Source organism: Aeromonas sp. s12 (genome assembly GCF_040907925.1).
Classification (GTDB): domain Bacteria; phylum Pseudomonadota; class Gammaproteobacteria; order Enterobacterales; family Aeromonadaceae; genus Aeromonas; species Aeromonas veronii.
In genome coordinates, this window is sequence record NZ_JBFOCT010000024.1 from 74,657 (window position 1) to 91,030 (window position 16,374).

The following is a 16,374-nucleotide window of genomic DNA, read 5'->3' on the forward strand; positions in this document are numbered from 1 at the left end:
CGCCATCCATGATGGCGGGGCCCTTCGCATTATCAGCCGCATTGCTGATTCAACCGTTCGCACTGGCAGGGGCCAATAAAATGGCTGGCCCGAGCCCGATTAGACAGGAATGGCTGTCGCCGCCGGTGGCGGGGTGATCTTGGAGGCGATCAGCTGGCGCAGGCGGGGCACCAGCAGGAGCAACACCACGCCGCCCGCCAACGAGCCCCAGCCCAGCATATTGAATACTGAGCTGTAACCCGGGTTGGTGGCGGCCGGGGTGCTGCCGATATTTTGCGGCATGGCGCCGGAGACATAGCCCGCCAGCACAGAGGCGACGCCGGTCACCATCATCCAGCAGCCCATCATCAAGCCTTGCAGGCTGGCGGGGGCCAGCTTGCCAATCATGGCGTAGCCGATGGGGGAGATGAGCAGCTCGCCAAAGCTCTGCAGCACATAGCTGATGGCGATCCACTTGAAGGCGACCAGCCCGTCGGCCCCCGCCAGATGGATGCCGAGCGGCAGCACCAGCATGCCGAGCCCCATGCAAAACAGGGAGGCGGCAAACTGGGAGGGGATGTCGATATTCCAGCCCTGTTCGCGCAGCCGCTTGAACAGCAGTGCCATCAGCGGGCCACCGATGACGATGACAAGGGTGTTGATGTTCTGGATCCACTGGGGGGCGACCCGCAACCCGAACACGTTGAGGTTGATGTTGTGCTCGGAGAAGAGCATCAGCCCCATGGGCGCCAGCTGGTAGAGCGACCAGAAGATAAGGGAGCCGAGGGCGAGGATCAGATAGGCCACCATGCGGCTGCGCTCGGCGGCGTCCGGGTGGCGGGCTGTCATCACGCAGAGCAGCACCAGCACCACGGCCCCCAGGATCAGCACGAAGCTGCCGCTAAAGCTGGCGTGGGTCAGCAGCAGACGCAGCGCTGGCACCAGCATGGCCAGAATGGCGATCCCGGCCAGCATGCGGCGGTAGAAGCCGCTCCCTTTGACATGGCGCAGCGGGGTGCTGATATCCGCCAGAATGGGCCAGCAGGCGAAGGTGGCGATGATGGCGATGATGTTGCCCAGCGTCGCAAACAGGAACAGGGTGCGGTAATCCTCGGTGAGCTGGAAGTAGCCCGCCACCGTGAAGCCGATAAAGAAGCCCAGATTCATGCCGGCGTAGTTCCACAGGAAGGCGCTCTCGCGGCGGTGATCATCCGGGGCGAAGCGCTGGGTCAGCATCATGTTGAGGCAGGTGACGTTGAGGCCGCTGCCGGTAAGGAACATGGCGAGCCCCCAGTAGAGGCCGGTGATCCCCATCTCGGCGATGAAGTAGCAGCCGATCACCTGCAGCACCATCCCCATCACGAACAGGTTGCGGTTGCTGAGGTAGCGCCCGCCGAGATAACCGCCAAACAGGTGCAGGCCATAGTTGAAGGCACCGAAGACCCCCATCATGGCGTTGGCCTGGGATTCACTGAAGCCGAGCCGCTTGGTGGCGTAGAGCACCAGCGTGGAGTAGAGCACGGCAAACCCCAGAGTCGAGAAGGTCTGGATAAAGAACAGCGCCCCGGAGCCGGGGGGAATGGTGGGGTGTTGATTCGAAGCGCTCACGGTCTGTCTCCTGTGAGAGAAGAAAGTCATAACTCGTCCTGAGAGCGTACCGGTCTGCTGCCGGCTAGCCTTGTGCGCTTCCATGCTGGTCTGAAGGCCGGTCTGTCATTTAGCGGCCAAGCGGTGCAAATAGCCATACCTGAAATTTAATCTGGCGCGATTAATTGCTTTTTATTGATCTATTCCGCCTTTTTATGCGTGATTGAGCCGTGGTTTTAGCTCGGCTTACCACGCGGTTGCGGCACGGTTGATGTGATCCAGTCGGCTATTTGGTGCTGATTCTGGCGCTGTAGCGGGATCTGCGTCCCGCTTTGTTGCCCCGAAGCGCAGCTGGCGCCAAGCCGTTGTATTGCAGGTTGTTTATTCATCCCTGGGTATTGAGTGAATAAATATCGGTAAGAGAAGAGCCAGCCCCGGGGTGACTTGCGCGTGTTCTCTCTTTGCTTGGGAGAGGGTGAGGGGAGGATAAAACAACGCCCGGCGGGCCGGGCGTTGTGGTGCGACTGATGGGCGGCGAAAGCGGCCTTAGAAGTCGTGGTAGAGCGGCCAGCCGAGCAGCGGGTGCTTGAGACCGGCGCGCATCTCGACGTTGTCGAGCTTCTCCGGCGAGGCGTTCTCTTTTTGCAGCAGCTGGTACTGGCGCACAAAGCCGAGGGTGTGCAGCAGGTTGGGCACAAAGCCCGGGCTCAGCTCCTGCCGCAGGGCGGCGGCCATGTCGGCAGGCAGCGCGCTCAGCATCAGAGCGAGCTGGGCGGCGAGATAGTCTGTGTCGTACCAGCCCTCGTCGAGCTCAATCTCCCGCGCCAGTTTGCGCTTGAGATCCTGCTTCACCTTGAGCGGGGCGGCGCCACTGCCCTTGCCGCAGAGGATGCGGTAGAGCAGCGCTTCGGCCAGCTTGTCCTCCATGGTGGGGTGGTCGCTTTCGCAGGCGAAAAAGTGCTGGTCGATGAGCTCCATCAGGCGGCTCTTGTTGTGCTCGGTCAGCGCCTTCTCGTACTCCTGCCACCCTTGCCACTCCTCCACATCGGGCGGGCTCGAGATCTTGTCCAGCAGGCGGGCATCCACGTCACCGTAGAGGCTGTTGCCAGCCTGCTTGGGGCTGACGGTAATGAGCATCGACCAGCCCTTCTGGAACGGCTTGATGGGGCCTTCCGGCGCCTGCAGCAGCGCCAGCGCTTTGGCCGGATCACGCGCCGAGAGCTCCTGCAGACCGAGGCTCACCACGCCGATGACGTCGTGGGCCGCCTGCTCCAGCAGGTGCATCTTGTACTTGTTGTAGTATTTGTCGGCGAATTTGAGGCTCATCAGCACCGCCTTGCCCTTGATGGCGGCCAGCTGCTGCTGACTCAAGAGTTCGTTGTCGCGGCCAAAGCGCAGCACCTGAGTCAAAAAGGGGCCCTGGTTGGCATCGCGAATGACTAACTGCATGAATGGGCTCCTTAATCCAGAAAGCTGAACATGTCGTCGACGTCGCCGTACTCGTCTTCCTCGACCTTGTTCTTCTCTTTGGCCTGCATCACCAGCTCGGCGGCAAACTTGTTGATGATGCCGTCCCAAGTGGAGTGCTCGTTGCGCAGCAGCGCCTTGATGGCTTTCTCCACCTCTGGGGCCAGCTCGCGAATGAGCATCAAGAGGCTGCGCGGGTCGTCCAGCGCGTAGTCGTGGACATCCTCGCTCTGCTGGCGCTCGCTGTAGCGCAGGGACTCTTCGAGATCTTCCTCTTCGGCGTGCAGCACGTCGCGATAGCCTTCGTCCTCTTCATAGCGATCGCCGCGATAGAACTCGATAAAGGGGATGGCGAGGTAGAAGAGACCGGCCGGATCTTCGGCCACGCACTCGAGGATCTCGCGCTGCTTGGCTTCGCTATCCTGGGTGCGGATCAGGTAGTTGAGGAAGTCGAAGGTGTGCTGTTGCAGCTCGTCGGCGTTGTTCTTGATCGCCTCTTCCCAGTAGAGCGGCTGCTGGCAGACGATGTCGCGGATCCGCTCCGGGGTCATCAGCTCGGAGATGATGGAGGGGAAGGAGATATCGTGCTGGCCGTTAATCTGGGTCAGGGTAACGATATCAATGTTTTCAATCACTTCTGCCAGCTGGTCGTCAGACATGGTCTTGGCGATCAGCTCGAACTTCTCGCTGGCCTGCTTCGGCTCGATAACGGCCAGCTCTTTGATTTCGATGGCGGTAATTTCTATCAGACTGTTGCTCATGCCTTGCCCCAATTAGAAACGGACTTCGTCGTACATATCCTGATCGCCGTCGTCATCACCATAGCGGTCACTGCCGCCATGGTAGTCGGCGTCGGCATCTTCCCCGTCTTCATCTTCTTCGTCGCGCAGCTCATAGTCGTCATCACTGCGGTGGCTGCCGCGCGGCAGCGGGTTGTCGAGCAGAAACAGCACGGCGCAGGCTTCCATCAGCTGATCTTCGCTCTGGGCCCGCACCGCCTTGACCAGCGGCAGGGCGGCGTTGTTGAAGCCGACGCTCACCTTGAACTCGTCCCAGCTAGGCTGCTCGCCGTTGGCGAGCCACTTGTTCCACTGCGACTTGGCCTTGGCCGGGAACTGCACCCGGCCATAGAGGGCCAGCGGCAGATACTCGGGCATAAACTCCAGCATGCTCATATCGGCCAGCAGCAGGCTCTTCATCTGGTCGGTGAACTGTTCCAGCCCCTTGGGGTCGTCCTGATCCCGGTAGGATTCGATGTTTTCGCTGGCATCGCTTTGCAGCGACTTGAGCCGCGCCTGGTCCCATCTCTTTTGCATAGTTGCTCTTCTGCCTGCTGTTTCAGGGGTAGAACTGATCCCACATCTCCTGCATGGCTGCAGCGGGATCGGTCACAATGACGTTGTTGAAATCCTTGATAAAGGCGGCCCGCTGTTTTGGATCGGACAGCACTTCATAGGCCTGCTTTACCTGATGCAGCTTGATGGCTGCCTGCTCTTTCTCTTCTTCACTGGCCCCGTGCAGCTTGTCGGGGTGGTACTGGTTCGACAGCCGACGATAGGCCTTTTTGATGTCGTTTTCGCTGGCGTTGGACTTGACGCCCAGCACCCGAAAGTAGTTGTTCATGGCAGATCCTGCATCACTGGCATCATAGGATTCACGCTGCGAGTGCCTGATGGTGGGGATTGGCAAACCAGGCACGGCAAAAACCCGTCATTTTAACGGAAACAGCCCGCCAACGCGATGAGTTGGGCGATCAATTAACGGGCGAAATGAAGAGGGGTCAGTTGAGCGTCTATTGTTGCCAGTCGGTCTGGCCAGTGCAAGGGCGGCAGGGCAAAAGCGATGAAAAAACGGGCAGGAAAGGCATGGGCGGCAGGCCGGGGCGAGGCTGCCGCCGCAGGGGTTACTCCTCCCAGAAGGAGGCGGAGGTGTGGTAGATCATCTTCTTGCTCATCCCGCCATCGACCACCAGATTGGTACCGTTGATAAAGTCGTTCTGGGGATCCGCCAGAAAGAGGCAAGCGCGGGTGATGTCGTCGGGGCGCCCGACCCGGCCGCTCGGGTGCTGGCGGTGATCCACCTCGGTCAGGGTGTGGTAATCCTCCGCCTGGATCCAGCCCGGACTGATGGCATTGACTGTGATGGGATGGTCGGCCAGCGAGTTGGCGAGGGACTGGGTGAGAGCGACCAGTGCCCCCTTGGAGGCGCCGTAGGCATCCCAACCCGGTTCGTTCTGCTGCCAGCGGGTGGAGGCAATATTGATGATGCGGCCATAGGGCAGATCGCGGTTGACCTGCACAAAGGCGCGGGCGCAGAGCATGGCGCCGCGCACATTGACCGTCATCACCTGATCGAACTGGGCTGCGCTCAGCTCCTCGAAGCGGGTGTGGAACTTGCTGATGGCGCCGTTGTTGATCAGCAGATGGAGGCAGCCATGTTGCGCGCGCACCTCGGCAAAGAGCCGCACGATGGCCTGCTCATCGCGCAAGTCGAGCGGGTGAAAGTGGATCTCGGGATGGTCAAAAGCGTGAGGAGCCAGATCGGTGGCAATCACCCGATAACCCGCCTCGGCCAGCCCGATGCAGAGCTGGCGGCCAATCCCGCCAGCGGCGCCGGTGACCAGCGCAATTTGGGGTTGGTTGGTCAGCTCGTTCATTGTGCCGCTCCATTGCGCGCCCGCAGCACCTTGATGAGGGCCGATACCTCCTGCTGACCAAACCCTTGCGCCACCCCTTCCTCAAACAGATCGGCGGCAAAGCGCGGGAAGCGGCTGTCGATCCCGGCGTCGGTGGCATGACCGGCCAAGCGGCTGATGGCGGCGCTCCAGGTTTTCAGGCTGGCGTAGGGGTGATCGAAATCATCGCTCGCCAGCGTCTTGCCAAGGTGGGCCACATCGCCACCGAGAATGGGCGAGAGCTCGCTGAACTGGGCGCACACCTTGGCCACCGGCAACCCTTCCGCCTCGCAGATCAGCGCGCCGTGCAGAGCACCGAGCAGACCACCGGCAAAGTAGGCGGCGACGGCACAATCTTGCGCCGCGGCGGCGCCCACCGCCTCGGCCACATGGTCGAGGGTGGGGGCGAGCAGGCGCAGCACCGGCTCGGCCTCGCTAAAGGCAGCGATGGCCCCCGAGCAGATGATGCTGGCATCGCTGGTGCCGATCTGATCCGGGAAGCAGAGGATGGCGCCATCGAGATAACGGGCGCCGCGGGCATGGCTCCAGCTCTCCAGCGCTCTGGCCCCCTGCGGGCTGCCGGTAGAGAGCTGCACCAGCAGTTTGCCCGCCACCACATCGCTCGCCTCATCCAGCAACTGCTGGCTGACGGCGTAGTTATCGACGCAGACAAGGGTGATATCGCTTGCGGCGATGGCTGCGCCAACCGAGGGGGCGAGTGTCGCACCCAGCGCTTGCAGCGGGGCGGCCTTGGCGGCGCTGCGATTCCAGACGGTGACCGGATGGCCCGCCTTGAGCAAGGTGGTGGCGAGGGCGGAGCCCATGGCCCCGAGGCCGATGACAGAGAGATGGCGCATGATGGCTCCTGGCTGTGTTGATAGACGCTGATATAGAAAATTGGGATGCCTTGTGGCAGGTAAGCCACTATATTTGCCCCGTTTCGCCGTGAAAAATGGCTTTTATGACTTTCTGGTATAGGTGAATTCTATGGATGTGCGAACCCTGCGTGCGTTTGTGGCTGTCTTCGAGGAGCGCAACATCACGGCGGCCGCCACCCGCCTCTTCATTACCCAGCCCACCCTCTCCACCACCATCAAGACGCTGGAGGATGAGCTGGGGGTGACCCTGTTTGTGCGGCAGGCGCGCGGGGTGGAGGGGACTGAAGCGGCGCACCGGCTCTATCCCCGCGCCAAGCGGCTGATCGCCGACACCGACTCCCTCGCCCGCGAGTTTCGTGAAACCTCCCCCTGCCTCGAGCTGACGGTGGGGATTGAGGCAGACCTTGGCGATGGCGTGGTGGGGGCGCTTGTGCAAGGGGCGCTCGCCCACGAGGAGATCCTGCTGACCCTGGAGGAGGGCTGTTGTGGCGATGTGCGGCTGGGCTGTGAATCCCTGCGCTGTGGCGACGAGCTCTTTATCCCCCTGCTGGAGGAGGAGTTCGTGCTGGTGCTGCCGCCGGATCACCCGCTGGCGGGCAAGGGGACGCTCACCCCGGCAGCGTTGGCGGATGAACCCTGGGTCACCTGCCCGCGCCACGACTCCCACCTGCGGCTGATCGCCATCCTCGGCAATCAGGCGCCGCTCTATCCACGGCGGGCGGGGTCGCTGCGACTGGCGGCGACTATGGTGGCCGCCGGGGCGGGAATTGCCTGGTTGCCTCGTTCCCTCTGTCCGCCCGGCTGTACGGTCGCCGAGCTGGCGGCCTCTTCCTTCAGGCGGCGGGTGGGGCTCTGCTACGCCCCCGATGCGTTGCGCTCGGCGGCGGTGACCGCCCTGCTGGAGCAGGTGCGCGGGATGCAGCTCCCCGTCTGATGTCGGGATAAAAATGTCGGCATAAAAAAGGGCCATCCGGTGGGATGGCCCTGTTGAGGCAATGTTGTTGCGTGGCTAGAGCGACGCCCACCAGAGCCGCAGCTGCAAGCCCCACTTCGAGCTCCAGCCGGTGGTGCTGCTCACCAGCTTGCCATCCTTGATGACGAGGAAAGTCGGGGTGACGCCCACCTGCCACTTGGCAGCTAGCGCTCCCGACTCGTCGTTGTGGGTCGGGAAGGTGAGCCCCTTCTTGCTCATCCCTTTGCCTAACTGTTCCGAAGTGCCGGAGCGCAGTGCCACCGTCAGCACGTTTTCCCCCTCTTGCCAGAGCTGCTGCACGGCCGGGGTGGTGAAACGGCAGACACCGCACCAGCTGGCCCAGTAGTAAACCAGCAGCGGCTTGCCCTGACTTAAGGTAGCGAGATCCGTGCTGCTGCCATCCTGCAGGGTGACGGGGGCGCTCATCGCCCCCTCTGGCAGGGTCGGGCTGCGCCACAGATCCAGCAGGGTCGAGATGACCAGCGCCATCAGCAGCAGCCAGAGCGCCTCCTTGCCCCAGCGGCGCCAGCGGGGTTGAGGGTTGGTAGTCATCGCTTACCCCTGCTTGGCCAGTTCGGCCTTCACCAGATGCTCCAGCTCCTCATAGGGGATGGCGCCCGGCACCAGCTGGTTGCCAATCAGGGTCGCCGGAGTGCCCTGTACCCCGAGGATGGTGCCGATGCGCAGGCTGTTGCGCAGCTCCTCGGTCGCCTTGGCGGCCGGTTTGAGCGCCACGTTGCCGGTGGCGGCCAGCGCCTTGTTGATGTCTGCCTCGGTCAGCATCCCCTGCTTGCTCATCAGCTTGTCGTGCAGGGTGAGGAAGCGGGCGGGATCTTGCTGCCACAGGGTCAGGCTGTATTGGGCCGCCTTGGCGGAGGTCTGCCCCTTGAACGGTAGCAGCTTGATCACCAGCCCCAGATCGTCCGGATAGGCCTTGAGCAGTTTGGTTAGCTGGGGATCGAACTGCTTGCAGTAGGGGCAGTTGTAGTCGGTGAACAGCACCAGCGTCAGCTTGGGATTCTTGGCGCCGAGGCGCGGGCTGGTGGCGCTGTTGAACAGCACATCCTTGTTGCCCTTGATGAAGTTGCCAAGCTGCGCCTCCTGGGCTGCCGCGTTCTGCTTCTCCCAGGATTCGGCGGCCTCGTCGAGGATCTTGGGGTTGGCGATCAGGGTCTCGCGGATCAGCTCCTTGATACGTGCCTCCTGCTCCGGGGTGAAGGGGGCGGCGTGCAGGGCCGGAGCCAGCAGGGCTGCGGAAAGGGAGGCCAGCAGGGTCAGGGCGCTCAGAGTCGGTTTCATGGTTGCTCCTTAAAATCGGGTGGTGCCAGCCTGAAGCAGGCCAGCCTTGTGCAATGTGGTCAGCAGATCGTCCTTGTCGAGCAGGGGTGACAGCGTGACCCCCTGCGGCAACTCCGGGCCGTAAATCTGGTTGAAGGGGACGGCCGCCGCGCCCCGCTTACGCAGGAAGGCGGCGATGGCGTCGCTCGGTTTGCTCCAGTCGCCGCGCAGGGCCACCACATCGGGGGCAGAGAGGGCCTGTTGTACCTCATCGCGCAGCAACACGTTGTATTTGTTGGCCTTGCAGGTGACGCACCAGTCGGCGGTGACATCGATAAAGACCCGCTTGTTCTGGGCCAGCGCATCTGTGATGGCGCGTTCGGAGAGCGGCTGCCAGACCACCTTGTCAACACTGGCCGAGCCCTGCGCGCTAAAGGCGCCACTCAGCAGCAGGGGGCTGCCAATCAGTGCGGCGAGGGCGATCGCCAGCGTGAAGCCGCGGATGCCGTAACGCCAGATGATGCCACTCAGCAGCGCCAGCAGCATGGCAACTATCAGCCAGCCGGTGGCATAAGTGCCGAGATGATTGTCGAGCAGGCTGGTGAGCCAGAGGCTGGAGCCCAGCATCATCAGGCCGAGCAGGATGCGCAGATGGTTCATCCAGCGCCCCGGTTTCGGCAGCCAGAGGGCGAGCCGTGGCAGGGCCGCCACCAGCAGCCAGGGCAGGCTCATGCCAATTCCCAATGCCGTGAAGATCAGCCAGAGCTGGCCAAGTGGCGCCGCCAGCGCAAAGGCCACCGCGGTACCGAGGAAGGGGGCCGAGCAGGGGGTAGCCAGCAGAGTGGCGAAGCTCCCCTGCAGGAAGTGACCGCCGAGGCCGTTGCCGCCGCTGGTGGCGAGGCGGGTGCTGAGGGCGCTGGGCAGGCGGATCTCGAACAGCCCCAACAGGTTGGCGCAAAACAGCATGGTGACCAGCACCATCAAGCCGATAAAACCGGCGCTCTGGAACTGGATGCCCCAGCCAACGGCCCCTTGCGTGGCGCGTAGCAGGCTGCTCATGGCCGCTAGCACCCAGAAGGAGGCGATGATCCCGGCGCTGGCGGCGAGGAACTGCTTGCGCACCGCTCCCTGTTCACGCTTCTGATGTTGCAACACAGTTCCCAGCTTGAGCGCCAGCACCGGCAGCACGCAGGGCATCAGGTTGAGGATCAGGCCGCCGAGCAGCGCTGCTCCCAGCAGCCAGAACAGCGAATGGCTCTGGTTGGGCAGTGCAAGTGGCGCGCCGATCGTCCCCTTGCCCTGCCACGCCTGTTCGCCGCTGGTGAGCAGCAGGCCGAGGGATTGGCCGCGCAGATCCGGCGCATCCCCCTGCCAGCCATCGCTCACCGGCACCCGGGCGATCAGGGTGTTGCCCTCGACCTCAAGCGCCGGTTTGCCAAACTCGGCCCCCTCCAGAGCGTCGATAAAGAGCGCTGGTGATTGCCAGCCCTCTGCCCGCTCGGCGCGCAGTTGCAGTTGGTTGTGCTGATAACCGAGCTCGATCCGGGTCTCAGCAGGCAGCGGCTGGGGCAGGTTGCTGATGGCCTTGGCCCAGCCGAAGTCGAAACCGGCTGGCGCTCGCCCATCCACCGCCAGGGTGAAGGGAAAGTCGGTCAGGATGCAGACATTGCTGCAGGTGGAGAGGCGTAGAGTTCCCTTGAGCGGTTGCCCTGCGGGATAGTTGAGGCTGAGGGGGAAGGTCACATCCCCCTGATAACCCTGGGTGCTGAGCCCGGCTACCTCGAAGTGGCGTGGCACCGGCCAGCGCCACTGAAAGTCACCGACCGGTTCGTCCCACAGGATCTGGGGAGCAATGCCCCCTTCTCCCGGACTGTGCCAGTAGGTCTTCCAGCCCGACTCCAGCTCGACATCGAGCAGGATGCGGGTCTGATCTGCCGTGCTGCGGTCGGCCTGCAGCCGTACCCGGGCGTGATCATTCTGTGGGCTGGTGAGCCAGCCCGTGTCGCTGGCCAATCCCATGGATTGCCACAGCAGACCGCCCAGTAGCAGGGCCGCCTTGAAGAGATTCGACATCTTTTTGGTCTCGCAATAATTGAGTGACAGCTAACGGAAGAACGCTGCCGAACTCATTCCCGCCAGACGCAGAGGGTGAGGTGCAGACGCCGCTCGGGCGGCGAGATGACTCTGGGAGGGGGCAGTGGCGGTGTGTAGCGCCAAAGGGGGGCCAGCAGGGCGATCAGCACGGCCACGGCAAAGAAGAGCTGTTCGACGCAGAGCAGGGTGGCGGCGCTTAGCCACTTGCCGTTGAGCTGGCAGCTGGTGGGCTGCGGGCTGGCCGGTTTGGCATCCTCTTGATCCGTTGCCGAGCCTGGAACGGGCAGTGCCTGACAGCTGAGGGCGTGATCGAGCAGGGCAAGCCGGGCCAGCGGCTGGGCCGCACAATTGAGCACCAGCAGGCAGACCAGCAGCAGGAGATGTTTCGCTACCCGTTGTTGCAACATCATGTTCGCCCCGTCCATCAAGATGGGGCCATCCTAACGACCAATGGCGGGTGGGGCAAGTCGGCGGCGTATTGATGAGCAGCAATGTGTGTGGCGCGACGGGGTGGTCGGTTCTGTTTGGCGAACGCTTGTTCGCTAAAAGGGGGATCAGTATACTGCGCCGAGTTAAAACTCGAGGTGTTCGATGCTCAAAATTGCCCGTGTGCTGCTGCTTGGTCTGCTGCTCATTTTCTGGTTCCTGTTCGGCCTGCTGCTCTGTCTGGTTCGTCCGCGCCATCCCAACAACGTCTATGTTTTCGCCCGCATGTATCACGCGGTCTGCCCGCTGATCGGGCTGCGAGTCAAGGTGACGGTGGCCGACGAAGTCAAATCGGTCGGCCCGGCGGTCTACGTCTGCAACCACCAGAGCAACTTCGACATCTTCACCGTGACCGGTGCGGTGCAGCCTGGCGTGGTGGCAGTGGGCAAAAAGAGCCTGCTTTGGCTGCCGCTGTTCGGCCTTATCTTCTGGCTCTCCGGTAACGTGCTGATCGACCGCTCCAACCGCTCCCGTGCCATCGGCACCATAGGTCAGGTGGTGGATCGCATCAAGAACCGCGGCACCTCCATCTGGATGTTCCCGGAAGGGACCCGTTCCCAGGGGCGTGGCCTGCTGCCGTTCAAGGCGGGCGCGTTCCACACTGCGGTACAGGCTGAAGTCCCCGTGGTACCCATCGTCTGCTCCAGCTACTTCGGTCAGGTAGACCTCAATCGCTGGGACAACGGCGAAGTGCTGGTGGAAGTGATGGCCCCGGTCTGCAGCAAGGAGCACGGTGCCAGCGGCATTCGCGATCTCTCCGACACCTGCCGCGCCCGGATGGAGGCCAAGCTGGCCGAATTGGACAGCAAGCTGGGCCACAGCCACGCAGCCTGACGGATATCGCAGACGAATCGACAAGGGAGCCACAGGCTCCCTTTTTTGTTGGTAAAAATCACCACCAGGTTGGCTATTCTCACCAACAAGCCCATCTTGAATTTCCTCAGTAAATTCCCATCTATATGTAAAACAACAATAATTTTTCTTGGCACGGCTCTTGTAATGCAATGGGAAGAGATAGCCATCCCATCAACAAGGAGCCAGACCATGAGCGTATTCAGCCGCCTGACCGACGTGATAAATGCCAACCTGCACAGCCTGCTCGACAAGAGTGAAGAGCCGGAGAAGATGCTGCGCCTGATGATCGAAGAGATGGAGCAGGTGCAGGTCGAGATGCGTACCCAGGCCGCCCGCGTGATTGCTGAACAGAAGCAGCTGGAGCGTCACCAGCAGGCGTTGCAGGCGCAGATCCTGGAGTGGTCGGCCAAGGCCGAGCTCGCCATCCAGAAGGGACGTGAGGATCTGGCCCGCGCCGCCCTCACCGAGAAGCTGGCGGAGGTCAAAAAATGTGAACAGCTGGAGCAGGACAAGGCTCGGGTGGCCGAGGTGCTGGCCCAGCTCACCGCCGATAGCGAGCGACTGGCGGCCAAGCTGACCGAGGCGCGCGAGAAGCAGAAACTGCTGACCTTGCGCGAGCAGACCGCCCACAGCCGCATTCGGGCCCGCGCTCAGGTGGACAACCAGCGTATGCATGAGCTGATGGCGCGCTTTGACGGTTTTCAGGGCCGGGTCGATCAGCTGGAAGCCCAGCTGGAGGCGGCCACCTTGGGGCAGAATCCCTCGCTGGAGGCACAGTTCCGCGAGCTGGAGCTCAATGACGAGATCGAGCGCGAGCTGGCTCGCCTCAAAGGCCAGAAGGCGGAGGCGTAATCATGAGCCCCTGGCCCAAGGATCTGGTGCATCGCAAGCTGACCGGGGTCTGCGCCGGTATTGCCAGGCGGTTGGGGGTCTCCAGAGTCACGGTGCGGGTGGTGGCACTGCTCGCCCTGATCCTGATGCCGCCGCTGGCTCTGGCCGCCTATCTGCTGGCGGTGCTGGTGATGCCGCCCCGTTATGAATTGAAGCGCTGGCTGGATTGACCGAAGGGTTGAACAGTCGGCAGACAAGGTACTGATAAGGAGCAAGTTATGCTGGAATTTTTCATCTTGCTGGTGGTGCTGCTGGTCATGGCACTGACCGGTTTTACCCTGGTAGCCATGTTGCTGGTGAGCGGCCTGTTCGTGCTGCTTGGGGCGCTGGGCGGCATGCTTGCTCTGATCATCAAGCTGGCCCCCTGGTTGCTGCTGGTGCTGGCGGTTTGCTGGCTGATCAGCAACCGCAGCAAGCGTTCCAATACCTACCTCTAACCCGCCTGAGGTTGTGCAAGACGTTGTGTGATGCTCCCTGATTTCCCCTTTCCGGCCACTCATCGAGTGGCCTTTTTTTGCCTGTCGTCCTCAAGGCTGGGTGGCTGCGGGTAACCACTGGGGGCTCCAGCTCTGCCAGAGTGCCGGGCTTTTTATCAGCTGTTCTTTGAAGGATTTTGGCTGCTGCTTGAGGCGATATTCGATGCGCAGGGCCGCCCCCTTCTCGCCGACTTCCTGTTGCCACGCCAGCGTCAGTGGCCCCTTGCCGCGCAGGGCGCGAGCGCCCTTGCCACTCTGGTGCTGACGCAGACGGCGCAGCGGGTCCGTGCTGATCCCGGTATAGAGCAGGCCGGTGGCGGTACGCACCATATAGACAGACCAGCGGGAAGGGGCGGATGGTTGCGGCGCTGGAGTGGTGGTCGCGGGTTCTCTCATTCAAATTCTCTGTGCCAAACTCAGAGGCAGCTCAAGGAGGTGCGATGAGAGTCTGGTTTTGGTTGTGGTTACTGTTGTCGGTCCCGGCTCTGGGGGAGACGATCCGTCTCTACGATTACCATCAGCATCCGCCCTTCAACACCGGAGTGGATGCAGGGCTGAGCCGCGAGCTGGTCAAGTATCTCAATGAAAAGCTGGGGGGTGAACCCAGAATCGAGCTTTGGCTGGTCAATCGCGCCCGACTGGCGCTGGAGATGTCGGATCCCGACTTTGACGGTCTGGTGGTCTGGGTCAATCCCGCCTGGGTGGGGGACCCCCATCGCGAACGCTATCTCTGGACTTTCCCGGTGATGCGCGACACCAACGAGCTGGTCTCGAACATTGACAACCCGGTCACCTATCGCGGGCCAGACTCCCTAAAGGGGCTGGTGTTTGGCGGGGTGGAGGGCTACCGCTATCAGGGGATCGATGATGCAGCTGGTCGCGGGGAGCTGTTACGTCAGGATGCCAAGAAGGTGAAGACCAACCTCGAGCTGCTGGTGCGCGGCCGCATTGATGTGACGCTGGTGAGTGGTTCATCGCTGGGCTTTTTCATCGACTCACAGCACTATCAGGGCAAGCTGTTTATCTCGCCCTTCCCCCAATCCAGCTATACCCGCCATATCCTGCTGCCCAAATCCCGTCCCGAGTTGCATGCCACCCTCAACGACATCGCCGAGCAGATGGACAGGGATCCCCGCTGGCACAAGGTGCTGGAGTCCTATCGCGGTACGCCCTGAGGGCGGCGCTTGAGCCGGTGCAGCGGCAGCAGGCTCACCAGCAGACCAGCCCAGACGAAGGCGAAACCGACCGCCTTGATGGGGTCCGGCGCCTCACCAAACCAGTAGATGGCGAGCAGGAAAGCGAGGCTGGGCTCGATATATTGCAGCAGCCCCACCGTGCTCATCCGGGTTCTCGCCACTGCGTAGCAGAACAGCCCCACCGGCAGCAGGGTGGCGGGCGCACTGCCCATCAGCAGCAGCTTGTCAGCCAGATCTCCGTTCACGAATGCCCCTTCCCCGTGCCACGCCAGCGTGCCGATGATGATCAGCGCGACGGGCAGTTGCACCATGGCTTCCAGATAGAGGCTGGTGCCGGTGTCGTAGTGGATCTTCTTCTTGATAAGGCCGTAGCAGGCGAAGTTGGCCCCCATGATGAGGGAGAACCAGGGGAGCTGGCCGTAGCAGAAGAGCATGTAGGCGAGACCCGCCAGCGCCAGTGCCACCGCCAGATGCTTTTGCGGGGTGAGCCGCTCTTTGAGGAAGATGACGGCGAATACGATATTGAACAGCGGGGTCATAAAGAAGGCGAGGCTGGTGGTCAGCACCTGCCCGGTAGTGAGGCACCAGGTGAACATGCACCAGCTGATGGACATCACGGGGCCCGCCAGCAGAATGAGGCCGAGCTGGCGCGGCTCGCTGCGCAGTTGTGCCCAAGGCACCTTGTGGCCAAGCAGCAAAAACAGGGCACCCAGCAGCACCACAGACCAGAGCACCCGGTGGGAGATCAGCTCCCACATGTTGACCTCGGGCATGAATTGATAATAGAGCGGTAGCATCCCCCACAGGATGAAGGAGAGGGTCGCGGTGCCGGTACCTAGCCAGTTTTTCATTATTTTCCGTTTATTAAATTAAACATCCATGGCGATAGTAGGGGGCGCGCCCTGTTTCCACAAGAGGGAAAACAGGGAAATGCTGGTACTATCAACGTCATGCAGCGAATCGATAAGTTGTTTGAGCAAATCAGGGCCTGCCGTCTGTGTGAGGCTCATCTGCCGCTGGGGCCTCGTCCGGTGATCCGCGGGGCCGAGAGTGCCCGCTTGCTGATCATTGGTCAGGCGCCCGGCACCCGGGTGCATGCCAGCGGTATCCCGTGGGATGACCCCTCCGGTGACAGGCTGCGCCAGTGGCTCGGGGTCGATAAGGCCACCTTTTACGACCAATCCCGCATCGCCATCATGCCGATGGGGCTCTGCTATCCCGGCAGGGGAAAATCCGGCGATCTGCCACCGCGCCCCGAATGTGCGCCCACCTGGCACGACAAGGTATTGATGCTGTTGCCCAATATCGAACTGACCCTGCTGATAGGCCAGTATGCACAGGCCCATTACCTGCGGGGGGCGGCCAAGGGGTCGCTCACCGAAACGGTGCGCAGCTGGGCCGATTATGGCCACGGCTGGCTGCCGTTGCCGCATCCCTCCCCGCGCAATACCCTCTGGCTCAAAAAGAATCCCTGGTTCGAGCAGGAGGTCATCCCTCATCTGCAGCAAAGGGTCGCCCCTTTGCTGGCACGACCCTGAGC

Annotated in this window: 20 protein-coding genes; 7 read left to right on the forward strand and 13 right to left on the reverse strand. The window is 62.2% G+C overall.

Annotated features, from left to right (window positions below; all coding sequences use genetic code 11):
• Positions 1–99: 99 nt before the first annotated feature.
• The 7 genes from AB5Y67_RS12065 to AB5Y67_RS12095 all read right to left on the reverse strand — a co-directional run bounded on the left by AB5Y67_RS12065 (position 100) and on the right by AB5Y67_RS12095 (position 6,564).
• The gene (locus tag AB5Y67_RS12065; RefSeq protein WP_234915158.1) at positions 100–1,587 is read right to left on the reverse strand and encodes a peptide MFS transporter; all 1,488 of its coding nucleotides are present in this window, start codon (positions 1,585–1,587) and stop codon (positions 100–102) included.
• A gap of 525 nt (positions 1,588–2,112) precedes the next feature.
• Positions 2,113–3,015, reverse strand: coding sequence for a hypothetical protein (locus AB5Y67_RS12070; RefSeq protein WP_106844060.1), 903 nt, complete (start codon positions 3,013–3,015; stop codon positions 2,113–2,115).
• Between the two features lie 11 nt (positions 3,016–3,026).
• Positions 3,027–3,794, reverse strand: a complete 768-nt coding sequence (locus AB5Y67_RS12075) for a hypothetical protein (RefSeq protein WP_005335887.1) — start codon at positions 3,792–3,794, stop codon at positions 3,027–3,029.
• A 12-nt stretch (positions 3,795–3,806) separates the two neighbouring features.
• Complete coding sequence (locus tag AB5Y67_RS12080; RefSeq protein WP_199427741.1) at positions 3,807–4,349, reverse strand: hypothetical protein; 543 nt, start codon at positions 4,347–4,349, stop codon at positions 3,807–3,809.
• Positions 4,350–4,371: 22 nt separating this feature from the next.
• Positions 4,372–4,656 carry a DnaJ domain-containing protein gene (locus AB5Y67_RS12085; RefSeq protein WP_113739870.1) on the reverse strand — a complete coding sequence of 95 codons (285 nt, stop codon included), beginning with the start codon at positions 4,654–4,656 and terminating at the stop codon, positions 4,372–4,374.
• A 280-nt stretch (positions 4,657–4,936) separates the two neighbouring features.
• The gene (locus AB5Y67_RS12090; protein WP_199427742.1) at positions 4,937–5,689 is read right to left on the reverse strand and encodes an SDR family NAD(P)-dependent oxidoreductase; all 753 of its coding nucleotides are present in this window, start codon (positions 5,687–5,689) and stop codon (positions 4,937–4,939) included.
• Positions 5,686–6,564 carry an NAD(P)-dependent oxidoreductase gene (locus tag AB5Y67_RS12095; protein WP_144713996.1) on the reverse strand — a complete coding sequence of 293 codons (879 nt, stop codon included), beginning with the start codon at positions 6,562–6,564 and terminating at the stop codon, positions 5,686–5,688. The genes AB5Y67_RS12090 and AB5Y67_RS12095 overlap by 4 nt, the downstream gene beginning before the upstream one ends.
• 130 nt (positions 6,565–6,694) lie before the next feature.
• Here AB5Y67_RS12095 and AB5Y67_RS12100 point away from each other — a divergent pair, with 130 nt between their 5' ends.
• Positions 6,695–7,519 carry a LysR family transcriptional regulator gene (locus AB5Y67_RS12100; protein ID WP_199427743.1) on the forward strand — a complete coding sequence of 275 codons (825 nt, stop codon included), beginning with the start codon at positions 6,695–6,697 and terminating at the stop codon, positions 7,517–7,519.
• Positions 7,520–7,594: 75 nt separating this feature from the next.
• On the opposite strand, the gene AB5Y67_RS12105 is transcribed toward AB5Y67_RS12100, so the two are convergent.
• The 4 genes from AB5Y67_RS12105 to AB5Y67_RS12120 are packed head-to-tail and all read right to left on the reverse strand — an operon-like array spanning position 7,595 to position 11,340.
• The gene (locus AB5Y67_RS12105) at positions 7,595–8,110 is read right to left on the reverse strand and encodes a protein disulfide oxidoreductase (protein ID WP_199427744.1); all 516 of its coding nucleotides are present in this window, start codon (positions 8,108–8,110) and stop codon (positions 7,595–7,597) included.
• Positions 8,111–8,113: 3 nt separating this feature from the next.
• On the reverse strand, positions 8,114–8,857 hold the full coding sequence (locus AB5Y67_RS12110) for a DsbA family protein (RefSeq protein WP_199427745.1): 744 nt from the start codon (positions 8,855–8,857) through the stop codon (positions 8,114–8,116).
• Positions 8,858–8,866: 9 nt separating this feature from the next.
• On the reverse strand, positions 8,867–10,909 hold the full coding sequence (locus tag AB5Y67_RS12115) for a protein-disulfide reductase DsbD (RefSeq protein WP_199427746.1): 2,043 nt from the start codon (positions 10,907–10,909) through the stop codon (positions 8,867–8,869).
• A gap of 53 nt (positions 10,910–10,962) precedes the next feature.
• Positions 10,963–11,340: a hypothetical protein gene (locus AB5Y67_RS12120; protein ID WP_005354882.1), complete on the reverse strand. Its 378-nt coding sequence runs from the start codon at positions 11,338–11,340 to the stop codon at positions 10,963–10,965.
• 181 nt (positions 11,341–11,521) lie between these two features.
• Here AB5Y67_RS12120 and AB5Y67_RS12125 point away from each other — a divergent pair, with 181 nt between their 5' ends.
• From AB5Y67_RS12125 to pspG, 4 genes are all read left to right on the forward strand, one after another.
• Positions 11,522–12,250: a 1-acylglycerol-3-phosphate O-acyltransferase gene (locus AB5Y67_RS12125; protein WP_019446682.1), complete on the forward strand. Its 729-nt coding sequence runs from the start codon at positions 11,522–11,524 to the stop codon at positions 12,248–12,250.
• 210 nt (positions 12,251–12,460) lie between these two features.
• Positions 12,461–13,123 carry a phage shock protein PspA gene (gene pspA, locus AB5Y67_RS12130; protein ID WP_110303598.1) on the forward strand — a complete coding sequence of 221 codons (663 nt, stop codon included), beginning with the start codon at positions 12,461–12,463 and terminating at the stop codon, positions 13,121–13,123.
• 2 nt (positions 13,124–13,125) lie between these two features.
• Positions 13,126–13,332: a PspC domain-containing protein gene (locus AB5Y67_RS12135; RefSeq protein ID WP_005335873.1), complete on the forward strand. Its 207-nt coding sequence runs from the start codon at positions 13,126–13,128 to the stop codon at positions 13,330–13,332.
• A gap of 48 nt (positions 13,333–13,380) precedes the next feature.
• Entirely contained in the window at positions 13,381–13,599 is a 219-nt protein-coding gene (pspG, locus tag AB5Y67_RS12140; RefSeq protein ID WP_005335871.1) for an envelope stress response protein PspG, read from the forward strand.
• 90 nt (positions 13,600–13,689) lie between these two features.
• On the opposite strand, the gene AB5Y67_RS12145 is transcribed toward pspG, so the two are convergent.
• A complete protein-coding gene (locus AB5Y67_RS12145; protein WP_199427747.1) occupies positions 13,690–14,034 on the reverse strand; it encodes a GIY-YIG nuclease family protein in 345 nt (114 codons plus the stop codon).
• A 44-nt stretch (positions 14,035–14,078) separates the two neighbouring features.
• Between AB5Y67_RS12145 and AB5Y67_RS12150 the strand changes: the two genes are divergently transcribed.
• Positions 14,079–14,813: an ABC transporter substrate-binding protein gene (locus AB5Y67_RS12150; RefSeq protein WP_199427748.1), complete on the forward strand. Its 735-nt coding sequence runs from the start codon at positions 14,079–14,081 to the stop codon at positions 14,811–14,813.
• Here AB5Y67_RS12150 and rarD read toward each other — a convergent pair.
• A complete protein-coding gene (gene rarD / locus AB5Y67_RS12155; protein WP_042052465.1) occupies positions 14,795–15,685 on the reverse strand; it encodes an EamA family transporter RarD in 891 nt (296 codons plus the stop codon). The genes AB5Y67_RS12150 and rarD overlap by 19 nt on opposite strands.
• 99 nt (positions 15,686–15,784) lie before the next feature.
• On the opposite strand from rarD, the gene AB5Y67_RS12160 reads away from it, so the two are divergent.
• Positions 15,785–16,372, forward strand: a complete 588-nt coding sequence (locus AB5Y67_RS12160; protein WP_199427749.1) for a uracil-DNA glycosylase family protein — start codon at positions 15,785–15,787, stop codon at positions 16,370–16,372.
• Positions 16,373–16,374 lie beyond the last annotated feature (2 nt).

Bases quoted from the DNA above. Each gene is read 5' to 3' on its own strand.
- AB5Y67_RS12070 (WP_106844060.1), bottom strand. From the start codon at position 3,015: ATGCAGTTAGTCATTCGCGATGCCAACCAGGGCCCCTTTTTGACTCAG.
- AB5Y67_RS12075 (WP_005335887.1), bottom strand. From the start codon at position 3,794: ATGAGCAACAGTCTGATAGAAATTACCGCCATCGAAATCAAAGAGCTG.
- AB5Y67_RS12080 (WP_199427741.1), bottom strand. From the start codon at position 4,349: ATGCAAAAGAGATGGGACCAGGCGCGGCTCAAGTCGCTGCAAAGCGAT.
- AB5Y67_RS12085 (WP_113739870.1), bottom strand. From the start codon at position 4,656: ATGAACAACTACTTTCGGGTGCTGGGCGTCAAGTCCAACGCCAGCGAA.
- AB5Y67_RS12090 (WP_199427742.1), bottom strand. From the start codon at position 5,689: ATGAACGAGCTGACCAACCAACCCCAAATTGCGCTGGTCACCGGCGCC.
- AB5Y67_RS12095 (WP_144713996.1), bottom strand. From the start codon at position 6,564: ATGCGCCATCTCTCTGTCATCGGCCTCGGGGCCATGGGCTCCGCCCTC.
- AB5Y67_RS12100 (WP_199427743.1), top strand. From the start codon at position 6,695: ATGGATGTGCGAACCCTGCGTGCGTTTGTGGCTGTCTTCGAGGAGCGC.
- AB5Y67_RS12105 (WP_199427744.1), bottom strand. From the start codon at position 8,110: ATGACTACCAACCCTCAACCCCGCTGGCGCCGCTGGGGCAAGGAGGCG.
- AB5Y67_RS12110 (WP_199427745.1), bottom strand. From the start codon at position 8,857: ATGAAACCGACTCTGAGCGCCCTGACCCTGCTGGCCTCCCTTTCCGCA.
- AB5Y67_RS12115 (WP_199427746.1), bottom strand. From the start codon at position 10,909: ATGTCGAATCTCTTCAAGGCGGCCCTGCTACTGGGCGGTCTGCTGTGG.
- AB5Y67_RS12120 (WP_005354882.1), bottom strand. From the start codon at position 11,340: ATGATGTTGCAACAACGGGTAGCGAAACATCTCCTGCTGCTGGTCTGC.
- AB5Y67_RS12125 (WP_019446682.1), top strand. From the start codon at position 11,522: ATGCTCAAAATTGCCCGTGTGCTGCTGCTTGGTCTGCTGCTCATTTTC.
- pspA (WP_110303598.1), top strand. From the start codon at position 12,461: ATGAGCGTATTCAGCCGCCTGACCGACGTGATAAATGCCAACCTGCAC.
- AB5Y67_RS12135 (WP_005335873.1), top strand. From the start codon at position 13,126: ATGAGCCCCTGGCCCAAGGATCTGGTGCATCGCAAGCTGACCGGGGTC.
- pspG (WP_005335871.1), top strand. From the start codon at position 13,381: ATGCTGGAATTTTTCATCTTGCTGGTGGTGCTGCTGGTCATGGCACTG.
- AB5Y67_RS12145 (WP_199427747.1), bottom strand. From the start codon at position 14,034: ATGAGAGAACCCGCGACCACCACTCCAGCGCCGCAACCATCCGCCCCT.
- AB5Y67_RS12150 (WP_199427748.1), top strand. From the start codon at position 14,079: ATGAGAGTCTGGTTTTGGTTGTGGTTACTGTTGTCGGTCCCGGCTCTG.
- rarD (WP_042052465.1), bottom strand. From the start codon at position 15,685: ATGAAAAACTGGCTAGGTACCGGCACCGCGACCCTCTCCTTCATCCTG.
- AB5Y67_RS12160 (WP_199427749.1), top strand. From the start codon at position 15,785: ATGCAGCGAATCGATAAGTTGTTTGAGCAAATCAGGGCCTGCCGTCTG.